This window comes from Microvirga yunnanensis, assembly GCF_025460875.1.
Genome location: NZ_JAMXFI010000027.1, coordinates 54060 through 76256, shown reverse-complemented (window position 1 = coordinate 76256; position 22197 = coordinate 54060). Strand labels below are relative to the sequence as shown.

18 protein-coding genes and 1 pseudogene are annotated in these 22197 nt (G+C 63.7%); 11 read left to right on the top strand and 8 right to left on the bottom strand.

The features are described 5' to 3' along the window. Positions 1–101 precede the first annotated feature (101 nt). Together NF876_RS15530 and NF876_RS15525 are read left to right on the top strand one after the other, a co-directional pair. Entirely contained in the window at positions 102–602 is a 501-nt protein-coding gene (locus NF876_RS15530) for a fasciclin domain-containing protein (RefSeq protein WP_262269694.1), read from the top strand. Between the two features lie 135 nt (positions 603–737). Next, entirely contained in the window at positions 738–1499 is a 762-nt protein-coding gene (locus NF876_RS15525) for an SDR family NAD(P)-dependent oxidoreductase (protein WP_262269693.1), read from the top strand. 178 nt (positions 1500–1677) lie between these two features. Here the strand turns inward: NF876_RS15525 and NF876_RS15520 are convergent, their stop codons facing one another. Then, positions 1678–2652 carry a quinone oxidoreductase family protein gene (locus NF876_RS15520; protein ID WP_262269692.1) on the bottom strand — a complete coding sequence of 325 codons (975 nt, stop codon included), beginning with the start codon at positions 2650–2652 and terminating at the stop codon, positions 1678–1680. Positions 2653–2845: 193 nt separating this feature from the next. After that, positions 2846–3799, bottom strand: a complete 954-nt coding sequence (locus NF876_RS15515; protein ID WP_262269691.1) for an alpha/beta hydrolase family protein — start codon at positions 3797–3799, stop codon at positions 2846–2848. 91 nt (positions 3800–3890) lie between these two features. On the opposite strand from NF876_RS15515, the gene NF876_RS15510 reads away from it, so the two are divergent. Next, the gene (locus NF876_RS15510) at positions 3891–4784 is read left to right on the top strand and encodes an AraC family transcriptional regulator (RefSeq protein WP_262269690.1); all 894 of its coding nucleotides are present in this window, start codon (positions 3891–3893) and stop codon (positions 4782–4784) included. A gap of 39 nt (positions 4785–4823) precedes the next feature. On the opposite strand, the gene NF876_RS15505 is transcribed toward NF876_RS15510, so the two are convergent. Beyond that, entirely contained in the window at positions 4824–5459 is a 636-nt protein-coding gene (locus NF876_RS15505; RefSeq protein ID WP_262269689.1) for a Crp/Fnr family transcriptional regulator, read from the bottom strand. 542 nt (positions 5460–6001) lie between these two features. Here NF876_RS15505 and NF876_RS15500 point away from each other — a divergent pair. The 3 genes from NF876_RS15500 (at position 6002) to NF876_RS15490 (ending at position 9401) form a co-directional block, all read left to right on the top strand. Continuing rightward, entirely contained in the window at positions 6002–6961 is a 960-nt protein-coding gene (locus NF876_RS15500) for a helix-turn-helix domain-containing protein (RefSeq protein WP_262269688.1), read from the top strand. 334 nt (positions 6962–7295) lie between these two features. Next, entirely contained in the window at positions 7296–8171 is an 876-nt protein-coding gene (locus NF876_RS15495; RefSeq protein ID WP_262269687.1) for a tyrosine-type recombinase/integrase, read from the top strand. 12 nt (positions 8172–8183) lie between these two features. Then, positions 8184–9401, top strand: coding sequence for an IS91 family transposase (locus tag NF876_RS15490; protein ID WP_262269686.1), 1218 nt, complete (start codon positions 8184–8186; stop codon positions 9399–9401). 585 nt (positions 9402–9986) lie between these two features. Here NF876_RS15490 and NF876_RS15485 read toward each other — a convergent pair. The 4 genes from NF876_RS15485 to NF876_RS15470 form a co-directional block, all read right to left on the bottom strand. After that, positions 9987–10973: an ABC transporter permease gene (locus NF876_RS15485; protein WP_262269685.1), complete on the bottom strand. Its 987-nt coding sequence runs from the start codon at positions 10971–10973 to the stop codon at positions 9987–9989. Beyond that, positions 10970–12070: an ABC transporter permease gene (locus tag NF876_RS15480; RefSeq protein ID WP_262269684.1), complete on the bottom strand. Its 1101-nt coding sequence runs from the start codon at positions 12068–12070 to the stop codon at positions 10970–10972. Before NF876_RS15480 ends, NF876_RS15485 begins: the two co-directional genes overlap by 4 nt. Next, a complete protein-coding gene (locus tag NF876_RS15475) occupies positions 12063–13592 on the bottom strand; it encodes a sugar ABC transporter ATP-binding protein (protein WP_262269683.1) in 1530 nt (509 codons plus the stop codon). The genes NF876_RS15480 and NF876_RS15475 overlap by 8 nt, the downstream gene beginning before the upstream one ends. An 81-nt stretch (positions 13593–13673) precedes the next feature. Then, positions 13674–14804: a sugar ABC transporter substrate-binding protein gene (locus NF876_RS15470; RefSeq protein ID WP_262269682.1), complete on the bottom strand. Its 1131-nt coding sequence runs from the start codon at positions 14802–14804 to the stop codon at positions 13674–13676. 957 nt (positions 14805–15761) lie between these two features. Here NF876_RS15470 and NF876_RS15465 point away from each other — a divergent pair. From NF876_RS15465 to NF876_RS15445, 5 genes and pseudogenes are all read left to right on the top strand, one after another. Beyond that, positions 15762–16637, top strand: a pseudogene (locus NF876_RS15465) (helix-turn-helix domain-containing protein); the annotation flags it as partial. Positions 16638–16850: 213 nt separating this feature from the next. After that, positions 16851–17927 (top strand): ABC transporter substrate-binding protein, encoded by a 1077-nt coding sequence (locus NF876_RS15460; protein ID WP_262269681.1) that lies wholly within the window; start codon positions 16851–16853, stop codon positions 17925–17927. 82 nt (positions 17928–18009) lie between these two features. Beyond that, positions 18010–18834, top strand: coding sequence for an ATP-binding cassette domain-containing protein (locus NF876_RS15455; protein ID WP_262269680.1), 825 nt, complete (start codon positions 18010–18012; stop codon positions 18832–18834). Further along, on the top strand, positions 18831–20090 hold the full coding sequence (locus NF876_RS15450; RefSeq protein WP_262269679.1) for a sugar ABC transporter permease: 1260 nt from the start codon (positions 18831–18833) through the stop codon (positions 20088–20090). Before NF876_RS15455 ends, NF876_RS15450 begins: the two co-directional genes overlap by 4 nt. Positions 20091–20111: 21 nt before the next feature. Then, complete coding sequence (locus tag NF876_RS15445; RefSeq protein ID WP_262269678.1) at positions 20112–20840, top strand: SDR family oxidoreductase; 729 nt, start codon at positions 20112–20114, stop codon at positions 20838–20840. A 605-nt stretch (positions 20841–21445) separates the two neighbouring features. On the opposite strand, the gene NF876_RS15440 is transcribed toward NF876_RS15445, so the two are convergent. After that, a complete protein-coding gene (locus NF876_RS15440; protein ID WP_262269677.1) occupies positions 21446–22183 on the bottom strand; it encodes a glycerophosphodiester phosphodiesterase family protein in 738 nt (245 codons plus the stop codon). Positions 22184–22197 lie beyond the last annotated feature (14 nt).

Here is a 22197-nt window from a genome sequence, read left to right as displayed (position 1 = left end):
GAAAATCAGTTTTCTCTCTAATTGATCATCAGAGGCCGGTATCATGGCTCTCCGCGGTCGCCGAGGGGCGGCCGAGCCACCCTGTGCAAGGAACATGAACGATGAATATCGAGATCAGGACTCTGGCAATCGCAACCGTTGCAGCTCTCGGCATCGTAGCCGGCGCAGCAGGTGCCCGTGCCGCCGACCAGGACATCGTCGAAACGGCTGCCGCGGCCGGCCAGTTCAAGACCCTTGCGGCCGCATTGAATGAAGCGGGTCTCGTCTCCACGCTCAAGGGCTCGGGCCCCTTCACGGTCTTCGCCCCGACCGATGCAGCCTTCGCCAAGCTGCCCGCCGGAACGGTCGAGAACCTGCTCAAGCCCGAGAACAAGGACAAGCTCACGGCCATCCTGACCTACCACGTCGTCCCTGGACGCGTGATGGCGGCCGACGTCGCCAAGCTCCAGGAGGCGAAGACGGTGAACGGCAAGACTCTGAACGTAAGCACGAAGGGCTCGGGCGTCATGGTCAACGACGCCAACGTCACGCAGACAAATATCGCGGCCTCGAATGGCATCATCCATGTCGTCGATACCGTGATCCTTCCGCCCAACAATTAATTCTGCGGTCTGGAGCACCCTGCCCGGTGCTCCAGACTTCTTCTGCACGCCGGTGTCACTCTGGCCTGCTTCGCTACGCTGTCGGAGGGTCCATCATTCGGCGACAAGCCCGTGCCGCAAGAACCGGAAATCGCGATGTCGCCAGGCGCCTCAAACCCATGGATCTTGAGTAGTCTTGAGCGGCCGGCCCGGGCTGTTGTTGTCGGCGCGTCCGGCGGCATCGGATCCGCCGTCACAGACCTTCTTGCATCCGAAGGGTTCGACACCGTTCATGCGCTTTCCCGCTCAGAGATGGGCCGGAGCTTGGCTGGTGTGCGGGAGGGACGGATCGACATCGAGAGAGAGGCAACCATAGCCGCGGCAGCCGAGCAGCTTGCTGAGGGCGCTCCCCTGCGCTTCATCCTTGTGGCGACAGGACTGCTCCACGATACCGCCCTCCAACCAGAGAAGACCTATCGTAACCTCGATCCGGAGCATCTTCTCCGGAGCTTCCGCATCAATGCGATTGGTCCGGCGCTTGTGGGCAAGCACATGCTTCCGCTTGTGCCGAAAACGGGCAAGAGCGTCTTTGCGGTCCTCTCTGCGCGCGTCGGCAGCATCGAAGACAACCGGCTTGGGGGCTGGTATGGCTACCGAGCGTCGAAGGCGGCCCTGAACCAGTTTGTGCGAACCTTTGCGATCGAACTTGGCCGCCAAAGACCGGAGGCGCTCTGTATCGCCCTTCATCCTGGAACGGTCGATACAGCTCTCAGCCATCCATTCCAGGCCGGCATCGACGCCGACAAGGTCTTCTCGCCCGAGTCGTCTGCCCAGCGGTTGCTCGCCGTTACGAATTCCCTGACGGCGGCGCATAGCGGGCAATTCTTTGCTTGGGACGGGCAACCAATACGCTTCTGATAGAGAGCCTGAGGTGTCCTTACAGCCCGCCAAGGTCTCCTTTGGCCCGGTCTCTGCCGATCACCCGCCCTTCGAGAATGTCCGGTGTTCGTCTCTTCAGCTGACCTTTGGCCCGTTTCAGCTCAGCGCCACGAGCCGACCTTAACGGCCGGGTCGATCCGGGCGTTCGGCCGAACCTCTATACGGTCAGGATTGTTGATCCGGTGGTCTTGCGAGCTTGCAGATCCCGGTGGGCCGTGGCCGCTTCCCATAACGGATAGGTTTGGTTGATCTCGATCTTAACCGCGCCCGAGAGCACCACCGCGAACAGGTCCTGGGCCATGGCCAGAAGATCGGCCCGCTTGGCGGCATACGTTCCCAAGGTCGGGCGTGTCACATACAGCGAGCCCTTCTGTGCCAGGATACCCAGGTTGAGCGGTTCGACAGCCCCGGAGGATTGCCCGAACAGCACCATGAGCCCGCGAGGGGAAAGACAGTCGAGCGAGGCGGAGAATGTGTCCTTGCCCACAGAGTCATACGCCACCGGAACCATGCTGCCATGGGTGATCTCCCTCACCCGCTCGACGAAGTTCTCGCGCGTGTAGACAATCGGATGGTCGCAGCCGTGGGCGCTGGCGAGTTCAGCCTTCTCGTCGCTGCCGACGGTGCCAATGACGGTTGCGCCCAGCGCCTTGGCCCACTGGCACGCGATAAGGCCGACCCCACCCGCCGCGGCATGAAACAGGATGGTCTCTCCTTCCTTGACCATGTAGGTCTGCCGGATGAGGTACTGGGCCGTCATGCCTTTCAGCATCATCGCGGCCGCCTGTTGATCGGAGATTCCGTCCGGCAACACGACCAGGCGATCGGCCGGCATGATCCGCTCTTCGGAATAGGCGCCTTGAGGACCGCCCGAATAGGCGACGCGGTCACCGACCTTCACGTCCGTCACGTCCGGACCAACCGCCTCGACCACACCAGCAGCTTCCGTGCCGAGGCCACTCGGCAGGGAGGCTGGGTAGGCGCCCGAGCGCACATAGGTATCGACGTAATTGAGGCCGATGGCCGTGTGCCGGACACGCGCTTCACCGGGCCCGGGCTGACCGACGTCAACTTTTTCCCAGACGAGAACCTCGGGCCCTCCGGTCTCATGGAAGCGCATGGCGTGGGTCATGATGTCGTTCCCTTCTGTGTCGATGTGCGGCCCCAGCTTAGGAGAAGGGCGAAGGTCTGCAAGAGGCCGCGTGCTTGCCTCCTCGAGCAGTGTCAGGTTTCTCACAGAGCGGAGTTCCCTCGCCTGACCAACGGGAAGAGGTCTGACGGCACTCGAAACAGTGCCGCCATTGCTTCCTTCCAGCGGGTTGAAGTCACCTGGAGGACTTTTCTTCGATCTGTCCGAGGCCGCTCGCTGGGCCGGCGAGTGCCGCGCAGGCGAAAGCCCAGGCCGCAGCATCATAACCTAGCACGGTTCTCAACCAAGCCAGGGTCATCCGCTTCGTTGCCTCAAGCGCGTCCGGCGCCTCCACCTCGGTCTCCTTGGCGTCGAGCCCGGCGATGCCACCCAGGCCGTGGCCGACACCATGAAGGGTGAGCAGCGCTCGTGCTCCGGGCCCGTCGTGATAAGCATCAGCATGCCACTCAGGACCGCGCGGCGTGAAACGTGGATTGTCATCTGCCCCGCATACGACGAGGCTCGGCGTCACCAGGTGAGCAAAATCGAGATCGAAGAATGGAAAGCGTGCCGCATTCTCTTCCGTCAGATCCTTTCCGCCCCGGCCAGGCGCCGTAAGCAGGATGCCGGCCGAGATGCGGGGATCGTAAAATTCCTCGCCATGCAGGCGCGCGCCCAAGAGTAGGCTGACGGTGTGGCCACCCAAGGAATGCCCCGCCACGGCGATGCTTCCATGGTCGAGCCGCCCCGCCACGGCCGGCGCTTGCTCTTCGATCTCGGGTAGTCGATCGAGGATCGCCCTCACCTCCTCGACACGCTCGCGCCAGAAGAACGGCGCCCCCTCTGTCTCTGCCGGAAGCCCACCGACGCGGGAACTTGCATGCGTCGGCTGAATGACGGCAAACCCGCGCTCCGCCCAGAACTGCGCCAACGGTGCGTAACCGTCTTTGGACGGGAGGTAGTTTGAAGGCCCATAGCCATGCGACAGGATAACGATTGGCAGTTTGTTGCCGCTTGCCGGTGCAGTCAAGCGCAGTTCCAAAGCTTGCCGCCCCGAAAGATCGAGGCGGATCGGCGAGTAGGCGACGGTGAGGGCAGCGTCCGAGGTCGGGATATGAAGAGCGGTATCGATCAGGTTGTTCGTCGTCATTGGAAGTCTCCGGCTGAGAACACCAAGATGGACGAGACCGATCGGACGATCTATGTTCGATCATCCTTGTCTATTGAGCCAAAGTCCAGAAATGTCGGATCCGCTTGCCGAAATCGTCGCGCTTCTCAAGCCCGTCCCTTCGATTGCTAAGTTGGTGACGGCGGGCGGTACTTGGCTCGTGGAGCGCCGGGAGCTCGGAAGCCCGTTCTATTGTGCGATCGTGGAAGGACACTGTCTGCTCACAATCAGCGACCAATCACCAATTGCGCTCGCCGCTGGGGATTTCGTTCTCGTCCCGCAAATATATGCCTTCACCATGAGCAGCCTTCAGCCACCGCCGCGAGGGACGCTGCCGCAACGGCTGGAGACGAGCCCCGGTGTCTTTCGCCTGGGCGATCCGGCGGCGGCGGCCGAGGTTACGGCCCTGGTAGGTCATTGTGCCTTCACGGCGAACGACGAGCAGTTGCTGGGTTCGCTGCTGCCGGATATCGTTCATGTTCAGAATGAGAGCAGGCTCACGGATCTGGTGCGGATGATCCATGCCGAAACAGTCGGTCTGCGAGCAGCCCGAGAGATGATCCTGACCCGGTTACTGGAGGTTCTGTTCATCGACGCACTACGCAGCGCGGGAAACCCGACGATATCTCCCGGATTACTGCGCGGTCTTGCCGACAGCCGACTGGCTCCTGCCCTGCGACACATCCATGAGAACCCAGGCGGTGACATCTCCGTCGAGGAGCTGGCTGAAGCGGCTGCGATGTCACGCTCGGCCTTTTTCGACCGCTTTCGGCGCGAGGTGGGCGTGCCGCCCATGGAATATGTGACGAGCTGGCGCATGGCACTCGCCAAGGACATGCTACTTCGCCGGACGGCGCCGCTCATCGAGATTGCCGCGCGGGTCGGCTATGCCTCCGCCAGCGCCTTCAACGTGGCATTCACCCGGTCTGTGGGGATGACGCCCGGCGCCTTTGCGCGGAGTTGCTGACGGGCAGGGCGACGACCCACTTTCGGGACCCATCCCGCCTCACTCTGCGGTGAATGTATGTGGCAGCAAGCGCTCAAAGGTTGTCCGTAGCCTCCGGTAGCACTCGCAGGAGCTTTGTTCGAGCTTAACACTGTCAGCTATGGTGATGCCGCCCCTCACCTGTTGGATCACTCCGGCGGCCTGGAGTTTGCCCATGATGGTGGTGACCGTGGAGCGTTGCACACCAAAACGTTCCGCCAGAAGCTCATGAGTGAGCGGCAGGACGACTTCATCCGTTCTGTGACGGGTGCTCAGGATCCAGCGGCACAGGCGCTGCTCGACACTGTGAACTGTATTGCACGCGACTGATTGCAGGATGCGCGCCTGCATGGCCTCGGCGAAGCGGTTTATCAGCCGTGCGACCAGGGGACGTGCTTGGAGTACCGCTTGTAGCTGATCCAAGGAGATCCGAGAGGCGGTCCCCCGCATCTGCACAACGTAGTTTCCAAAGGCCTGGCGCGTGACCGATGCTGGAATAAGACCCACCACACCTTCCCGGCCGCAGACGGCCATCTCCGCCGTGCTGCCATTTTCCATGACGGCAACCAGAGAGATCACAGCATCATGAGGAAAGTAGGCATAGTGCAGTGCCTCGCCCGCCTCGCAAATGATCTGCCCTCGTCTCAGGCTGACCATCTCGAGATGGGGCTCAAGGTAGACGCGATCGTCTGGCTCCAAAGCGACCAGGAGCCGGTTGGCGTGACGGCTCGCTCGTCTCACGCTATCTCGCATGCCAGATGATCAGCTTGCCGGTGGGTGGCTTAGGGCACGGCCATCCTGTCATTGAGTCCAAACTCCATGCAGGCGCCACCACAGATTATTGCTCGATTTTCGATGTGGTTTCTTGCGCATCAAAGTAACATCGAATTCGGCCCTGGATCAGCACACGCCTGTGGCGATAAAGTCGCCAAGCGGCCGGGACTATCCTCCGCTTCCAGATGATCGGAAGACGGCCTGACTTGACGTTATGACGTCGCCCGTCCAAGCTTGAGCATGATCGGAGAGGTGCGGCGTGTCTTGGTGTGAGACGAACTGCAATATGGACGTCGGCGAACTGCATCGCCGTATTCGTAGGGGCAGGCGCTCGAATGATCTCTGGGCTGTGTAACTGAGGAACAGTCTCTGATGAGATTAGCCGCTGACCGAGCCTGACAGTATCTTGATCGTCTAGGAGGCTCATGCAAACCCGCATTGAGATGAGCGCTCTCGCCACTCCTGCGCATCAGTTCGCGTACTGGCGTGAGATTGTTTGTGAGACTTGGTTCGGGCTGTGGGCTGAGCGAACTGACTCCGGCCCGTTCCATGCAACGATCGATTTGCACGGGATCGGTGACGTGCAAATGGCCAAGGCCTATCTGCCAGAGCATCGCATGGGCCGCAGCGCGTCTGAGGTCGCGCGCCTTTCACAAACGGCGTATTGCCTGCATCACCTGCACGAAGGAGCGGTGCACGGGGTCTACCAAGGAGTGGAGTACGAAGCTGGTCCTGGCGATCTCTTGCTGTTCGATACGGCTGAACAGTGCGACAGCTTTGTGATTACGCAACCTGTCCAGTCAACCATTCTGCATGTACCCCGCAACCTTCTTGACAGGCACCTCACTTCCCGGGCCCGGACCCAGGTTCGCGTGCAGGGCGGTGATGGAATGGGAGCCCTGCTCTCAGGCTATCTGGTGACACTGTCACAGATGATCCCTACCTTGCCGCCAGAGGCGATGAGCAAGGCCGGCTCGATCTTGTGCGATCTAGCCGCAGCGGCCTTCCTGCCGGCGGGATCAATCAGTTCCGATCAGGGTGGAATTCGACAGGCACGGCTTGCGGCCGCCCGACAGTTCATCACGAACAATCTGGCCGATCCGGAACTGAGTATCGGCAAGGTCGCGGCCCATATGAAGGTCTCGGGGCGGTACGTGCAGAAACTGTTCGAAAGCACCGGGAGCACATTCAGCGAGTTGCTCGTGTCGGCGCGGTTGGACGCCTGCCACCAAGCTTTGACTGACCCTCGGCAGAGCAGGCGCACCATCGCCGACATTGCATTCAGCAGTGGGTTCAACGATCTCTCCTGGTTCTACCGGTGCTACAAGCAGTACTGGAGCGAGACACCAGGTGATACCCGAGCACGCACCTGCCGGCCATCCTGAGGCGCCCAGTCCCAACAATCTCAAGCCTGTGGGATTGTGACTTGCTCCATTCACATCAACGTTCTGACGGATGATATCCCCATCCGAAAAGTCAGGGTCAACCATTCACCTTCTGGGTGCCCAATGAATGTCGGCTCTTGAGTGCGAAAGCGGACCAAACGCCTACGTCTCAGGAGTGCCAGAGAACGAACCCGCTCGCGCGGGAGGGCCCTGCGGGCGTGGCGGCACCATGGCTTAGGGGCGGTCACCCGCTGAAGGGCACACGATGACAGGGCCGGGTCCTGTCTTGAGGATCGAGGGGTTTGGTCCCTCCCCCTCACGACAGGAGCCCTCGATGACCGAGACAGCCATCAGCCCGCTGCGCCAGCGCATGATCGACGACATGACGGTGCGCCATTTCGTCGAGAAGACCCGTACCGATTACATCCGCCAGGTCAGACGCTTCGCGGCTTTCCTCGGCCGCTCGCCGGAGACCGCCTCGCCCGAGGAGGTGCGGCAGTTCCAGGTGCACCTGACCGAAAGCGGCGTGACCCCGCCCAGCCGCAACGCGGCGGTCGCGGCCCTGCGCTTCTTCTTCACCGTTACCCTCGATCGGGCGGATCTGGCCCGGCACCTCACCCTGGTCCACGAGCCACGCAAAGTGCCCCTCGTTCTGAGCCCGACGGAGGTGGCTCGCCTTCTGGAGGCAGCTCCGGGGCCCAAGTACAGGGCCGCTCTGAGCGCGGCCTATGGAGCCGGACTGCGGGTGTCGGAAGTCGTGTCGCTCAAGGTCCGCGATATCGACTCCCAGCGCATGCTCATCCGCATCGAGCAGGGCAAAGGCCGCAGGGATCGCTATGCGATGCTCTCCCCGCAGTTGCTCGAGCTCCTGCGCGCCTGGTGGCGCATCGCCCGCCCGCCGGTCTGGCTCTTTCCCGGCCAGAACCCGATCAACCCCCTCACCACGCGCCAGCTCAACCGCGCCTTCCATGCGGCCGCGCAGCAGGCCGGGATCACCAAGCGCGTGAGCCCGCACACGCTCCGGCACAGCTTCGCCACGCATCTGCTGGAGCAGCACATCGACATTCGCGTCATCCAGGTGCTGCTCGGGCACGCCAAGCTCGAGACCACGGCGCTCTACACCCGCGTCGCCACCTCCACGATCCGCGCGGTCATGAGCCCGCTCGACCGGCTCACCCTGCTGAGACCGGAGCATCAGCCGCCCGTGTAAGGCGGGGCCGGCATGGCCCGTCCAGGGCTGGAGGTCGCGGACATCTTCCGTGATTACGGACCGGCGTGGCGCCGCGCCCATGCCGGGCATGTGAGCCTTGGCCAACTCAAGGTGATGAGCGCGATCGAGAGCTGCCGCACGGGGGCTCTCGGCGGCCATGTCGAGGCCTGCGAGGACTGTGCCCACACCCGCATCGCCTACAACTCGTGCCGCAACCGGCACTGCCCGAAGTGCCAGGGCGCGGCGGCCCGGGACTGGCTCGCGGAGCGCGAAGCCGAGCTGCTGCCCGTGCCCTACTTCCATGTGGTGTTCACGCTGCCCGCCGCGATCGCCGATCTCGCCTACCTGAACAAGGCCGTGATCTACGATCTCCTGTTCAAGGCCGCGGCCGAGACCACTCTGACCATCGCGGCCGATCCTAAGCATCTGGGCGCCCGCATCGGCTTGACGGCGGTGCTGCACACCTGGGGCTCGGCGATGACGCATCACCCGCACGTGCACATGATCGTGCCCGGCGGCGGGCTGTCTCCTGACGGAACGCGATGGATCGCATGTCGGCCCAAGTTCTTCCTGCCTGTGAGAATCCTCTCAAAGTTGTTCCGGCGGCTGCTCCTGGACAGGCTCGCCACGGCCCACGCGGCTGGGCATTTGCGGTTCTTCGGCGGCCATGCGGATCTGACCGACCCCAAAGCGTTCGCGGCCTTCCTGGCGCCTCTGCGCAAGACCAAGTGGTTCGTCTATGCCAAGCGGCCGTTCGCCGGGCCCGAGGCGGTTCTGGCTTACCTGGCCCGCTACACCCACCGGGTCGCGATCTCGAACAGCCGCCTGATCCGCGCCGATGACAGCGGCGTCACGTTCATCTGGAAGGACTATCGGGTCGAAGACCGCGCCCGCGGCAAGACGATGACGCTGGCTGTCGACGAGTTCATCCGGCGATTCCTGCTTCACGTGCTCCCGCGCGGCTTCCATCGCATCCGGCATTATGGCCTCTTCGCCCCCAGCGGACGGGCCACCAACCTGACGCGAGCCCGTAGGCTGCTTGGTGCGCGTGAGCCGCCCTGTGAGACGGTGACCGCAGACCGGGCCGGCGCCCCAGCGCCATCACGCCAGGCGCAGCCCTGTCCCTGCTGCGGCGGGCGCATGCTCATCATCGAGCGGTTTGCGCGCGGGTCTTCGCCAGCACACCGGCCCTCGGCCCCGACGGCTGTGATCCGGATCGACACCTCATGAGACCGATGGCCCTCACGCGCTGCCACCCTGCTGTTCGTTGCCGTTGTTGGTCCTGCGCCAGCCACCCGGGCACGCGGCTGAATGAGGCGTATGACCTGTCAACGGAGCCTCGATGGGCCCTGCGCGCCAACTCGGCCACGGCGATGACGCCCCGCTCCGGCTCATCGACGCCGCCACTGCGCTGGCTTGGGCGCATCGGCGCGGATCCCGCACCCGCCCCGAAGGATCCAAATCTCCATAGATGAGCGCGGCACCCGCGGCGCCCTACCGTTCCGCGGGTTCCTTCCTTGGAGGCTTCCGGACGCCGGCCCCGGTGCATGTGCCTACGTCGTGATGGCCGGCATCCGAAACCCTTCACAAGCCCGGACCTTCAGCTTGATGCCAGAACTCCCAAGTAGGGCAAGGCGCATTCACCCCAGCGGTGATGATCGTGGATAAGGCAATTGTCGGTGAGTGGATCCGGTTCACCGCAAGACAATGCGGCACAACGCAGAAGAGAGGTGATTCCACGCCAGTGGAAACAGCTTGAGTGCAAACCGGCCTCTGGCGCTCTCTTGACCTTCGATGAGATCGAATGACCAACGATCATCCAGTTACACGGCCTCCACGCCCGTAGACGAGCAGCATGGAGATGATGACGCAGCCATAGATGATCTGCCGACCGGCCTCGGGCATCTGCATGATGGAGAGCACCGAGTTCAACAGCACGATCAGGATGACGCCTACGAGGGTGCCGAGATAGCGCCCGCGTCCGCCGAGGATGTTGGTGCCGCCGATCACCACGGCGGCAATGGCCGGAAGAAGATAGGCATCGCCCATGCCCTGATAGGCCTTGGTGGAGTACCCGGCGAGCAAAACGCCGGCAAGGCCGGCCGCCGCACCCGAAAGCGCGAACGCGATGAGGATCACTCGGTTCGTGTCAATACCCGAGAGATAGGCTGCCCGCTCGCGATTGCCGATGGCATAGATGGCGCGTCCGAGGGTCGTGCGCGTGAGGATCGCCACGGCAACGATGGAAACCGCGAGCCAGACGAGAAGCGCAACCGGAATCACGCCGCCGATGCGGGAAACGGCAAGGTACTGCATCAGGTCCGTGGCCGCCGTCGCCGGGGCAAAGCCACCCGTATGAGCCACCATCAGACCCCGCATCACGGCATTCATGCCCAACGTGAAGATCATGGACGGCACGCGCAGATATGCCACGCCGAGCCCGTTGACGATGCCGACGAGGAGACCGACACCGATGCCTGCCGGGATGGCCCAGGGACCGCCGACGGCCGTTGCCATCATGGCGGCTGCGGTCAGGGTCCAGGGAACCGAGAGGTCGATGTGGCCAAGCAGGATGACCACCATGAGCCCCGCCGACACGATACCGAGGAAGGATCCGACCTGAAGCTGCTGCAGGAGGTATTGCGGCTGCAGGAGCGGCGCATTGCCTTGCGTGTAGACAGTATAGCCTGTCCCGACGAGCAAGATGAGCAGGACAAAGCCGGCCGCGAAGATCACAGGCTTATCGTCGGGCCCGAGGCGCAGACGTCGTGGCGCGATGATCGTGTCGGTCGTTCTGTTCACCGGAACACCTCGAGCTTGTTCTTGAGACGCAGCAGCTTCAGTCCGCCGAGGCTCACGGCGGCGAGAAGCACGACCCCTTCAAACAGGGGCTGCAGCAGGGGCGCCACGTCGAAGATGCGAAAGTTGAAGGAGATCGTGCGCAGCACCATAGCGCCGATCATGGATCCGATGGCGCTGCCGGTGCCGCCGAGGAGCGAGGTGCCGCCGATGACCACGGCCGCGATGGAATTCAGCGTATAGGCGCCCGCCTGGGGAATGTCGGCATTGCCGGACGAGGTCTGGAGCGCCAGGAACAGGCCGCCGAGACCGGCGAAAAGGCCAGCCAACGTGAAGGCCGCGAGTTTCGCCCGGTTGATCGGCAGCCCCGACATGTAGGCCGCGCTCTCGGACGACCCGATCGCATAGACCGTGCGGCCCGTAACGGAACGGGTGAACGGCACCCAGATCAGAAGGATGATCAGCGCGAGCAGGACGAGCGGAACCGGGATCCACGCAAAGGGCTGCAGCCAGGGCGCCTCGCCATCGTCGAAGAGACCGAAGGTTGCCGCGAATTCGCGCAAGTCGCTGGTGACAGCCCAGGACAGGTCCTCCTGCACCTTGCCGCCGGGTGTCGGCCGCAGGATGAGGGCGAGCCCCATGTAGATCGCACTCGTGGCAAGTGTCGCGATGATGGGCTGGATGCGTCCGTAGACCACGACGCATCCGTTGACGAAGCCGCATGCGGCGCCGGATGCGATGCAGACGACGATGCCGAGCGCGATCTCGGCCGGGCTCCCGTCGACGAGGTGGCTTGCGACGCAGCCCACGAGTGTCATCACGGCGCCGACCGAAAGATCGAGCCCAGCCATGAGCACGGGCACCGTCTGCGCCATCGACACGAGCGCCAAGGCAAAAACCTCGTTGGCGTTCTGGATCAGGATCTGTCCCGTGAATCCGCGGGGATGATTCAGCTGATAGAAGAGGTAGAGCCCGAGGAAGAGCGCGAGCGCGCCGAGGATGCCGGCGTGCTGCCGCCACCGCAGGCCCAAGCCCTCACCCCATCGGCGGGTCTTCAGTTGCGGCTCCGCGGCAGTCGGAGTGAGCACCGTATCAGACATGAGCCGGCTCCCGCTGCTCGACGATGTTGAGTGCGCTCGCGATGAGGTTGCGCTCCGTGATGGCCTCGCCTTCGAGCTCGCGGACGACACGGCCGTCATACATGACCGCGACGCGGTCGCAGCAGCCGATCAGTTCCTCGTAATCCGTCGAGTAGAACAGGATGCAGGCGCCTTGCTCCGCAAGCTCGCGCATGAGCCGGTAGATCTCCTGCTTCGTCCCCACGTCGATGCCTCGCGTCGGGTCGTTGAGAAGGATGATATCGGGATTGGTCGCGAGCCACTTGGCGATGACGACCTTCTGCTGATTGCCGCCGGACAGGGTCGAAACCGGATCACCGGAATTGCCTGTCTTGATCCGCAACTGCTCGATGGCCCGCTCCACGGCCCTCCTGGTGCGGCCCGCATCGATGAACATGCCATGCGAGAGACGGTCGAGCGAGGCCATGGAGATGTTGTCGGCGATCGACATGGAGAGGATGAGTCCCTCGCTCTTGCGATCCTCGGGCACGAGAGCCATCCGGGCCTGTCCGCTCTTTGCGGCCTTGGGCGATGTCGCAGCCGTTGGTTCGCCCTCAAGCGTCACCGTCCCGCGAACACCCCGCAGCACGCCGAACAGCGCGAGCAGCAACTCCTTCTGACCCTGCCCGTCGAGACCGCCCAATCCCACGATCTCACCTCGCCCCGCCTCGAGCCCGACGCCGTTGAGACGGCTCTCCCAGGAAAGATCCCGGATCGTGATGAGAGGCGCCGGACGTGTCCGCCTGAGCTTTGGCGGAAACTGTCCCTCGATCTCGCGGCCAATCATCAGGCCCACGATCTCGTCATTGCTTCGCGAGCCTTTGGCGAAGGTTTCGATATGCCGCCCATTGCGGAACACGGAGCAGCGATCCGCCAGCGCCTCGATCTCGTGCATGCGATGAGAAATGTAGAGAATGCTCAGGTCGCGCGCCTTCAGCTCGAACAGCATGCGATAGACCCGGTCCACGTCGGCGGACGTCAGGGCCGAAGTGGCCTCGTCGAGAATGAGAAGCTTCGGATCGCGGCCAAGCGCCTTCGCGATCTCGACCATCTGTCGCCGTGAAAGCGGGAGGTCAGAGACGCGGCTCAAGGGGTTGATGTCCTCGCAGCCGATGCGGGCGAGCAGCTCCTCCGAACGCAGACGCTGCGCGCGGCCGTCGATGAACCCGAAGCGGCGTGGCGGGCGCGACAGGGTGATGTTGTCTGCCACCGTGAGCTCCGGCATGAGTGAGAGCTCCTGAAAGATGCAGACGATCCCGGCCCGGTTCGCAGCCGCCGGATTCGGAAACGTGACGGGTGCGCCTTCGAGAGTCATGCGGCCTTCATCCGGCTGCACCACGCCCGCCATGATCTTCATAAGGGTCGATTTGCCGGCGCCGTTCTCTCCCAGGACGGCATGAATCGACCCGCGGTTGCACGCGAAATCCACATCCCGCAGGGCATGGACGCCGCCATAGCGTTTGGAGATGTTCTCGAGGGCGAAGAATGACGCTGGTGCGGGCATGGGGCCTTTTCAACAATCAGAGGAGGGTCCAGCCCGGACTTTTGTCCGGACCAGATCCGATTTGCCTCAACCGCGTGCCTCTTACTGCGTGTTCTTGGCGTCCTTCGCCATGATCTCCGGTGCCGTCACGTTGACGCCGCAGGCCGGAAATTCGTTGGCTGCGAAGAAGTTATCGGAGAGGTTCGACCAGTAGTTCACGTTGTCCTTGAGGGTCGTGTAGTCGACGGCCGGGATCGGCACCGAGATGAGCTGAGGCATCGGGTTGCCTTCGAGCGCCGAGATCGCGGCCTTCATGGAAATGGCGACGAGACCCGGCGACTGGCTGTAGGAGAACCCTTTCAGCCCTTCGCCCGCATGCTGTGCGATGAGCTTGCGGTAGCCGTTCTCGCCTTCGCCCGCCATCGGCACGAACGGATGCTTTGCGTCCATCATGGCGCGCACGGATCCCGTGGAGCCGCCCTGTGTGAACACGGCCTCGAACTTGCCGTGTACGGCGAGCGCATCGGCGGTCGCCTTCTGGGCCGTGCCATCGTCCCAGTTGCCCACCACCTCAACGATCTGGAACTTGCCTTCTTTCTCCATCACTTCGCGGAAGCCGAGATGGCGGTCGCGGTCCACGGAGTTGCCGGGCAAGCCCCGCACTTCGAGGATCTTGCCGTCGCGTTTCTGACCCAGCTCCTTAAGGAGATGCCGCGCCGAGAGGCGTCCGATTTCGAGCTGGTCTTCGTTGACCTGCATGACCTTGTCCGTGTCGAGCACGTTGTCGAAGGGCACGATCACTACATTGTTGCGATCAGCCAGACGGATCACGCGATCGAAACCCTCGGGCGCCACTGCGATGGTGATGATGGCATCGTAGCCCTGGTTGATGAAGTCTTCGATGGCCCCGAGCTGCGCGGCGACATCGGTGCCGGTCGAGACGACCTTCAGCTCCTTGATCTTGTCCTTCATGCCAGGCTGCTCGGCATAAGCCTTGGCGGTCTGGATCATCTGGATGCGCCAGGTATTGCCAACGAAGCCGTTCACCACGGCGATGCGATAGGGGCCGGGCTTCTTGTCCCATTGCATGTACTTGGTCTGGGCACTCCATGGCTTGAAGCAGCTCGGATCCGGCCCTGGACCCGAGACGGACTTGGGAGCTGCAAGGGACGCAACAGACGAGAGCAGTAGGCCGGAAAAAGCGAGTGCAGACAGGCGAGCGGCGCGTGCCATATAATCCTCCTAGGACAGCGTTCTTCCCAGATCTGGTTCCTCTGTTGCGAACCTGGATCGGTTAACATGTTAGTTCCCGCCGCAGGGTAAAACAAGCAACCCTGCCAAACTCGGCTGGATAAGAAGGAGAGCCTTCCCAATGTCGGGTCCGGCGGGACAGCCGTAAATCTGTTTCATGGGCGGATTCCGAAGAAGAGGTCTCCAGCGGCTAGAGGAGAACGCCCGGCCAGGGTCAATCTGGGATCAGCCTCATTCGAAAGAGGCTCGTCTCGGAAGGTCTGCTTGCCGTGTGACTGCGGACGTTCGGCTTTCGTCGGCCCCGTGCCATGACGAGACCTTCCCATCTTGACCGATGGGGCCTCCCGAACAGGGTCGCCGCGGCTGAGGATGCGATCCTCTGCACCCGCTCGATGGATGATTGCGGCTGCTCACCGATGCTCGTTCAGGGTGGGAGCCGTCGGCGAGCAGGTTCCTGCGGCCGTACACAGGCGGGGCCTTAGGCGCTCCCCAAAGGTGGTGTGGCGCAGGTGATGCGCGGCGTCGCGGCGACGCGCCACGACGATTCCTCTGCGGTCCGTGATGATCCCGATCCGGGACGGAGGTCGTTCTTGGTCTGCCGGGGCGCGACGGCCTCAATGAAACATGATAACGGACACGAAGAGATCGGCCCATCCTGGGCGGTCACGCGGGTCACGATGGACCCGGCCGGCCGCCTCAGGCAAGGCGAGCACGACAGGGGGAACACGGGCCGCCCGGCATTCCGGAAAAGGATGCTGCATCCATATTGATGAGACCTTCGTCGCCGGATGTCAAAAAAGTATCGGCGAGACCTTAAAAACGTGCTGGCACGTGCCGATCCCGGAGATTACCGTGAGTGCCAGCAAGAGCCGAGACAAAGTCGGCCGGCTGGGAGCGAAGGGCGCTGCGGCCATCCGCATCGCCCTGGAGGAAACGGACATGGAGCCGGATCTCGAAGTCGTTCAGATAAGGCCTGGCGAGTCGTTCGCCGCCTGGTCGCACGGCTATCCCTACCGCACGGTGCGCTGGCACTTTCATCCCGAATACGAACTGCATCAGGTGGCTGCCACCAAGGGGCGCTATTTCGTCGGTGACTTCATCGGGGAATTCGAGCCCGGCAATCTGGTGCTCACCGGACCGAACCTTCCGCACAATTGGGTGAGCGATGTTCCGAAGAACATGGTCGTTCCCCTCCGCTGCCGCATCATCCAGTTCAGCGAGTGCTTCATCAGCGGAGCCACGACGGCGCTGCCTGAACTCGCGGCGCTGTCGCCGGTCCTGGAATCCTCCCGGCGCGGCGTTCTCTTCAGCCGGGAGACGAGCCATGAGATTGCCCCCCTGATGGTCGAGATGATGGGCGCACAGGGCGTGCGCCGCATTGAATTGTTCATGTCGATCGCCGGATTGCTGAGCCGCGCGAAAGGATCGCGGATGCTGGCCAGCGCCAGCTACCTGCCTGACCCGTCGGGGTACATGTCCGTCGGGATCAACAGGGCGCTCGCCTTTATCCGCGAGAACCTGACACAGCCCTTCGGCGAGGCGAATCTCGCGGCGATTGCCGGCCAATCGACAAGCGGTTTCTCGCGCGCCTTTCGCCAGCACACGGGCATGTCCCTGGTGCAGTACGTCAAGCGGCTGCGGATCAATCTCGCGTGCCAGATCCTGATGAGTGACGAGCAGGCCTCGATCACCGGCATCTGCTACGAGGTCGGCTACAATAATGTGTCCAATTTCAACAGACAATTCTTGGCCGAGAAGGGCATGACGCCCTCCCGGTTCCGGCGCCTTCTGCTCGACAACGGCCACGCGGCCAAGAAGGACAAGACGACCAAGACGGCCAAGACGACCAAGTCTTCTCAGGGAGGCGCCAGACAATACCACCTCGATCCACGAGTGAACGGCCGGGCCGCGCACGAGGGCCCGCGGGACGAAGTGCTCCGCTGAGGGCGCACCGGGGAGCGGCACGGTCCTGTCCACGAGACAGGTGGTCCGCCCGCCCGACAACAAGGACGAATGGGAGAGAAACGAATGATCAAGTCTTCATGGAAACTCGGCAGCCTTGCGGCGCTGACTCTGTCCCTGCTCGCCGGAACCGGCGCTGCCATGGCCCAGAACGCGAAGGTGACCAACACCACGGTGGCCTTCCTGATGCCCGATCAGGCCTCGACCCGCTATGAGGAGCACGACTTCCCCGGCTTCAAGGCCGAGATGGAAAAGCTCTGCCCGACCTGCAAGGTCATCTATCAGAATGCCGATGCGAACGTGTCGCGCCAGCAGCAGCAGTTCAACTCCGCGATCTCGCAGGGTGCGAAGGTGATCGTGCTCGACCCGGTCGATTCCGCCGCGGCCGCCTCGCTCGTGAAGCAAGCGCAGGGCCAGGGCATCAAGGTGATCGCCTATGATCGCCCGATCCCCGATGCGAAGGCCGATTTCTACGTCTCGTTCGACAATCAGGCCATCGGCAAGTCCATCGCGGATTCGCTGGTGCAGCACCTGAAGAAATCCAATGTCACCGCCGGGGGCGGCATGGGCGTCCTGCAGATCAACGGCTCGCCGACCGACGCGGCCGCGGGCCTGATCAAGAAGGGCATCCACGAGGGCCTCGACAACAGCGGCTACCCGATACTGGCGGAATTCGACACGCCGGAATGGGCGCCCCCGAAGGCGCAGCAATGGGCCAGCGGCCAGATCACCCGCTTCAACAAGAACATCCTCGGCGTGGTGGCGGCCAATGACGGCACGGCCGGCGGCGCCATCGCGGCGTTCAAGGCTGCCGGCATGAACCCGGTTCCGCCCGTCACCGGCAACGACGCGACGATCGCGGCCTTGCAGCTGATCATCGCCGGCGATCAGTACAACACGATCTCCAAGCCGAGCGAGATCGTAGCGGCCGCCGCCGCGAATGTGGCCCTTCAACTCCTGGGCGGCGAAGCGCCGAAAGCCGACACGATGCTGTTCAACACGCCGTCCAGGCTGTTCGTGCCTGCCGTCATCACGGCGGAGAACCTGAAGGCGGAGATCATCGACAAGAAAATCAATTCAGCCGAGCAGCTCTGCTCGGGCCGTTATGCGGATGGCTGCAAGAAGCTGGGCATCACCCAGTAAACGGCGAAATCCGTCCGGCTGCCCGACCGGCAGCCGGACGTCACGCGTGGCGCCGGCACGTCGCCTGCGGAGTCGAGGAAGAATGGACAGAACCCAGGAGCAGCGCGACACGCGCGAACCAGTGCTCAGCCTGCGCGGCATCTCGAAGCATTTCGGTGCCGTTTCGGCTTTGACCGACATCGACCTGGACGTGCATGCGGGTGAGGTCGTGGCCCTTGTCGGCGACAACGGCGCGGGCAAGTCGACGCTCGTCAAGATCCTGGCGGGAGTGCACCAGCCGAGCTCGGGATCGATCACCTTCCGCGGCAAGACGGTGACACTCCCGGATCCCAGCGCGGCGCTCGCCCTCGGGATCGCGACCGTGTTCCAGGATCTCGCCCTGTGCGAAAATCTCGATGTGGTCGCCAACATCTTCCTTGGCCGCGAGCTCAGCCCCTACCGGCTCGACGAAGTGTCCATGGAGCTGAAGGCTTGGACCCTGCTCAACGAATTGTCCGCGCGCATCCCCAGCGTGCGCGAGCCCGTGGCCTCCCTCTCGGGCGGCCAGCGCCAGACCGTCGCCATCGCGCGCTCGCTGCTGCTCGAGCCCAAGCTCATTCTGCTGGACGAGCCCACGGCCGCCCTGGGCGTCGCGCAGACGGCCGAGGTGCTCGACCTGATCGAGCGCGTCCGCGACCGTGGCCTCGGGGTCATCATGATCAGCCACAACATGGAGGACGTGCGCGCCGTCGCGGACCGCATCGCCGTGCTCAGGCTCGGTCGCAACAACGGCGTCTTCGAGCCCGATGCGTCGAACCAGGAACTCGTCAGCGCCATCACGGGCGCGGCGAACAACTCGGTCTCGCGCCGCGCCAGCCGACGCCAGGCGCAAGGCACGCAAGGCCCGGCACCGGAGGAACGCCCATGACCAAGGGTGCAGAGCAGAACGCGCAGGCCGCCCCGCTTATCGACCGCAGGGACGAGCGCGTGAAGCACGCGGAAGGCATCGGTGGCTCAGCCCGCGCCTTTTGGGACAGGATCCGCTCCGGCGATCTCGGGTCGCTTCCGGTGGTGGTCGGCCTGGCGATCATCTGGACGGTCTTTCAAAGTCTCAATCCGGTGTTCCTGGCACCGAACAATCTCGTCAATCTCCTGTTCGACTGCTCGACGGTCGGCGTGATCGCGCTCGGAATCGTGTGCATCCTGATCGTCGGCGAAATCGATCTGTCGGTGGGATCGGTCAGCGGCTTTGCATCCGCGCTCATCGGCGTGCTGTGGGTCAACCAGGGCTGGCCCGTCGCGATCGCCATTCTGGCGGCGCTCGTCTTCGGCGTTCTGATCGGCGCGCTCTATGCGGTCCTGTTCAACCGCTTCGGCATGCCGAGCTTCGTGGTGACCCTCGCGGGCCTTCTGTCCATCCTGGGCCTGCAGCTCTACCTGCTCGGCTCCACCGGCTCGATCAACCTGCCCTATGAAGCGCCCCTGGTGAATTTCGGCCAGCTGCTTGTGATGCCGGATCCCGTGTCCTACGCCCTTGCGGCTCTCCCCGGGATCGTGATGTTCGTGCTGGGCCACCGCATTGCGGCCCGGAGGCGCGAAGCAGGATTGTCGCCTCAGCCGCTGACCAGCCTGCTCCTGCGCTGCGTGCTGGTCACGGTCGTTCTCGAACTCGTCGTTCATTACCTCAACCTCGACCGTGGCATCCCCTGGATGTTCGGCCTCTTCGTGGGCCTCGTCGTGGTCATGAACTATGCCCTCACGCGCACGAAATGGGGCCGCCAGATGCTGGCCGTCGGCGGCAATCGCGAGGCCGCGCGCCGCGCGGGCATCAATGTGCGCTTCATCTACATGACCGCGTTCATGCTCTGCTCGGGTCTCGCCGCGGCCGGAGGCATTCTCTCCGCCGCGCGCCTCGCCTCCGCGAGCCAGCAGGCGGGCACCGGCGACGTCAATCTGAACGCCATCGCGGCCGCCGTCATCGGGGGAACCAGCCTGTTCGGCGGCCGCGGCAGCGCTTATTCGGCCCTGCTCGGCATCATCGTCATCCAGTCGATCGCAAGTGGGCTGACGCTCCTCGATCTCTCCTCATCGCTCCGGTACATGATCACCGGCGCCGTGTTGGCCATTGCGGTCATCGTCGACTCCTTGGCGCGCCGCTCGCGCGTATCTCACGGCCGGGCCTGAAACCAAGACGAAGGAAAAACCATGGGTGAGAAACTCTCCGGCAAAGTTGCCGCCATCACCGGAGCGGCCTCCGGCATCGGCCTCGAATGTGCCCGGATCCTCCTCTCCGAAGGCGCGCGGGTCGTGCTGGTCGACCGCGACGAGGAAGCGTTGAAGACCGTCTGCGCCGAACTGGGCCCGCAGGCCCTCCCCCTGCGCGTCGACCTGACCGATCCAGCGAGCGTCTCGCGCATGATGCCGCAGATCCTCGAGCAGGCGGGCCAGCTCGACATCTTTCACGCCAATGCCGGCTCCTATATCGGCGGGGAGATTCTCAAGGGTGATCCGGATGCCTGGGATCGCATGCTGAGCCTCAACATCAATGCCGCTTTCCGCTCCATCCATGCGGTGCTTCCGCACATGGTGGAGCGCAAGACCGGCGACATCATCGTGACGAGCTCCATCGCCGGGCTCGTTCCCGTCGTCTGGGAGCCGATCTACACCGCCTCCAAGCATGCCGTACAGGCCTTCGTGCACACGGTCCGGCGGCAGGTTGCCCCGCACGGCCTGCGCGTCGGCGCCGTCGCACCCGGACCCGTGGTCACGGCCCTCATCAAGGACTGGCCGAAGGAGAAGCTCGAGTCGGAGCTGGCGGCAGGCGGCCTGATGCAGCCGGTTGAAGTGGCCGAAGCCGTCCTGTTCATGCTGACGAGGCCTCGGAATGTCACCATTCGCGATCTCGTCATCCTGCCGCAGAGCAACGACCTGTGATGCGCGCCGGCGCAGGGCGTCGCCCCTCAGACCCCTGTCTGGACGATTGAACGGCCATGGCAATCCATTTCCCCGGAATCGATGTCGGCACCGGCAGCGCTTCAAACAATCGGGATGGCCGGCACAAGGCCGGCCATGACGTGAGAGGGGGGTGGGAAGGGCCGAGGGTACCATGACCTGGGAGGGTGTTGTCACAGGCCCAGACCACCTCTCCACGTCATCACCGGGCTCGTCCCGGTGATCCCGATACGAGAGGCGCGGCGCTAATCCGACCGGGATGGCCGGCACAAGGCGAGTGATGATCGGCCGGCCATGACGTGCGAGGGTGTCATCACCGGGCTTGTCCCGGTGAACGCGATCGGAACAACGCAGAGCGCATCGTGCGGACCCTCCGGGTCGCCGACGTGACCCTTCGGGTCCGCCCCGAACGAAGAGCCGCTTCAGGATGTGAGCATCGAATCCGATCCCAAACCTGGGTCCATGTTTCACGTCCGATGCTTCAAGCTTTTGAAGGCCGGCCTCGCCTGACAGGGAAAGCACTCGCAGGAGAGGCATTCCGATCCCCGAGAGATCTTTGACCATGGCTGACCCGAGCGGCCCGTGCCTCACCCGTGCTGTGTGCGCACCTGCAGTGCAAGATCGGGGCGATCGCTCGTGATCTGCGAGATCGGCTGACTGAACCAGTAATCGAGCTCGCGGACCGTGTTCGGGACCCAGGCGCCAAGCTTGTCCCGCCCGACGATCTCGACCGCGCGGTCGATCGCCAGCCGAAGCAGCGATTGCTCGACGGCGACGATGCACCCGAGATCGACGAATCGCCGCAGGGTCCGGTCGACGCCGCCGAAGGCTTCGCAGGAGCGGCGGTCGACCGAAGCGAGCCGGCGCATGCCCGGCGCCTTGGCGCGGATCTCCTCGATGACCTCCGGGACGAAGCAGGTCAGGACCACGCGAGACGACAAGCCGCGGGCTTCGACGAGCGCGATGACCTTTTCGAGCAGGCCCGGATAGGGATTGCCGAAGGCATCCATCTTCATCTCGATCTCAAGCTCGATTCCGGTGGGGCCGAAGACGTCGAGGACCTCCGGCAGCGTCGGGATCGTCTCCCCCAGGGTGTCGTCGAGCCTCACCTTGGCGAGGGCGTCCCGCGACAGGTGACCGACAGGTCCCTTGTGGTCCGTCGTACGGTCGAGCAGCGGGTCGTGGATCACCATGATCTCGCCGTCGCTCGACAGATGCACGTCGAGCTCGACCGCATCGACCTTCAGGCCGCAGACATTGCGGAAGCCGCCGAGGCTGTTCTCCGCCCAGATATTGCGCGCGCCGCGATGTCCGATGATTCGCATGGAAGGGTGCCCCG

Excerpts from the sequence above, each read along its gene's own strand:
- NF876_RS15530 (WP_262269694.1), top strand. The coding sequence starts at position 102 with ATGAATATCGAGATCAGGACTCTGGCAATCGCAACCGTTGCAGCTCTC.
- NF876_RS15525 (WP_262269693.1), top strand. The coding sequence starts at position 738 with ATGTCGCCAGGCGCCTCAAACCCATGGATCTTGAGTAGTCTTGAGCGG.
- NF876_RS15520 (WP_262269692.1), bottom strand. The coding sequence starts at position 2,652 with ATGACCCACGCCATGCGCTTCCATGAGACCGGAGGGCCCGAGGTTCTC.
- NF876_RS15515 (WP_262269691.1), bottom strand. The coding sequence starts at position 3,799 with ATGACGACGAACAACCTGATCGATACCGCTCTTCATATCCCGACCTCG.
- NF876_RS15510 (WP_262269690.1), top strand. The coding sequence starts at position 3,891 with ATGTCGGATCCGCTTGCCGAAATCGTCGCGCTTCTCAAGCCCGTCCCT.
- NF876_RS15505 (WP_262269689.1), bottom strand. The coding sequence starts at position 5,459 with ATGGTCAGCCTGAGACGAGGGCAGATCATTTGCGAGGCGGGCGAGGCA.
- NF876_RS15500 (WP_262269688.1), top strand. The coding sequence starts at position 6,002 with ATGCAAACCCGCATTGAGATGAGCGCTCTCGCCACTCCTGCGCATCAG.
- NF876_RS15495 (WP_262269687.1), top strand. The coding sequence starts at position 7,296 with ATGACCGAGACAGCCATCAGCCCGCTGCGCCAGCGCATGATCGACGAC.
- NF876_RS15490 (WP_262269686.1), top strand. The coding sequence starts at position 8,184 with ATGGCCCGTCCAGGGCTGGAGGTCGCGGACATCTTCCGTGATTACGGA.
- NF876_RS15480 (WP_262269684.1), bottom strand. The coding sequence starts at position 12,070 with ATGTCTGATACGGTGCTCACTCCGACTGCCGCGGAGCCGCAACTGAAG.
- NF876_RS15475 (WP_262269683.1), bottom strand. The coding sequence starts at position 13,592 with ATGCCCGCACCAGCGTCATTCTTCGCCCTCGAGAACATCTCCAAACGC.
- NF876_RS15470 (WP_262269682.1), bottom strand. The coding sequence starts at position 14,804 with ATGGCACGCGCCGCTCGCCTGTCTGCACTCGCTTTTTCCGGCCTACTG.
- NF876_RS15460 (WP_262269681.1), top strand. The coding sequence starts at position 16,851 with ATGATCAAGTCTTCATGGAAACTCGGCAGCCTTGCGGCGCTGACTCTG.
- NF876_RS15455 (WP_262269680.1), top strand. The coding sequence starts at position 18,010 with ATGGACAGAACCCAGGAGCAGCGCGACACGCGCGAACCAGTGCTCAGC.
- NF876_RS15450 (WP_262269679.1), top strand. The coding sequence starts at position 18,831 with ATGACCAAGGGTGCAGAGCAGAACGCGCAGGCCGCCCCGCTTATCGAC.
- NF876_RS15445 (WP_262269678.1), top strand. The coding sequence starts at position 20,112 with ATGGGTGAGAAACTCTCCGGCAAAGTTGCCGCCATCACCGGAGCGGCC.
- NF876_RS15440 (WP_262269677.1), bottom strand. The coding sequence starts at position 22,183 with ATGCGAATCATCGGACATCGCGGCGCGCGCAATATCTGGGCGGAGAAC.